We start from the raw sequence: 1,201 nt of genomic DNA on the forward strand, positions 1-1,201 counted from the left end.
CAACGCCAAGGGCGAAGGTCGAGTATTCGCGGATCTGCAGGAAGTTGACCGTGTGTTCCGTGCCGGCGAAGCCGCACTGCACGCCAAGGTCAAGGTTCGTATCAACGAAACCGTCAACGACCGTGACGGCAACAGCGTGAGCGGTACCCGTATCGTCGACACCACTGTCGGCCGTGCGCTGCTGTTCCAGGTTGTGCCAAAAGGTCTGTCGTACGACGTCGTCAACCTGCCGATGAAGAAAAAGGCGATCTCCAAGCTGATCAACCAGTGCTACCGCGTGGTTGGTCTGAAAGAGACCGTGATCTTCGCTGACCAGTTGATGTACACCGGTTTCGCTTACTCGACCATCTCCGGCGTTTCCATCGGCGTTAACGACTTCGTTATCCCGGACGAAAAAGCCCGCATCATCGGTGCAGCCACCGACGAAGTGAAAGAGATCGAGAGCCAGTACGCCTCCGGCCTGGTAACCCAGGGCGAGAAGTACAACAAAGTGATCGACCTTTGGTCGAAGGCGAACGACGAAGTTTCCAAGGCGATGATGGCCAACCTCTCGAAAGAGAAAGTCATCGACCGTCACGGCGACGAAGTCGACCAAGAGTCCTTCAACTCGATGTACATGATGGCCGACTCGGGTGCGCGGGGTTCCGCAGCACAGATTCGTCAGCTGGCCGGTATGCGTGGTCTGATGGCCAAGCCGGACGGTTCCATCATTGAAACGCCGATTACTGCGAACTTCCGTGAAGGTCTGAGCGTACTTCAGTACTTCATCTCGACTCACGGTGCTCGTAAAGGTCTGGCGGATACCGCGTTGAAAACTGCGAACTCCGGTTACCTGACTCGTCGTCTGGTAGACGTGGCGCAGGATCTGGTTGTAACCGAGATCGATTGCGGCACCGAACACGGTCTGCTGATGACTCCGCACATTGAAGGCGGTGACGTTGTAGAGCCGTTGGGTGAGCGCGTATTGGGTCGTGTTATCGCCCGTGACGTATTCAAGCCAGGCACCGAGGACGTCATCGTTCCTGCCGGTACCCTGGTAGACGAGAAGTGGGTTGAGTTCATCGAGCTGAACAGCATCGACGAAGTGATCGTGCGTTCGCCGATCAGCTGCGAAACCCGCTATGGCATTTGCGCCAAGTGCTACGGCCGTGATCTGGCGCGTGGTCACCAGGTGAACATCGGTGAAGCGGTCGGCGTTTTT

Annotated in this window: 1 pseudogene; it reads left to right on the plus strand. The window is 56.9% G+C overall.

Features of this window, described 5'->3' with window-relative positions:
- A pseudogene (locus tag ACIOUG_RS27170) lies at nucleotides 1–1,201 on the plus strand (DNA-directed RNA polymerase subunit beta'); the annotation flags it as partial.

It is taken from the genome of Pseudomonas sp. NPDC087803 (assembly GCF_044742995.1).
GTDB lineage: Bacteria > Pseudomonadota > Gammaproteobacteria > Pseudomonadales > Pseudomonadaceae > Aquipseudomonas.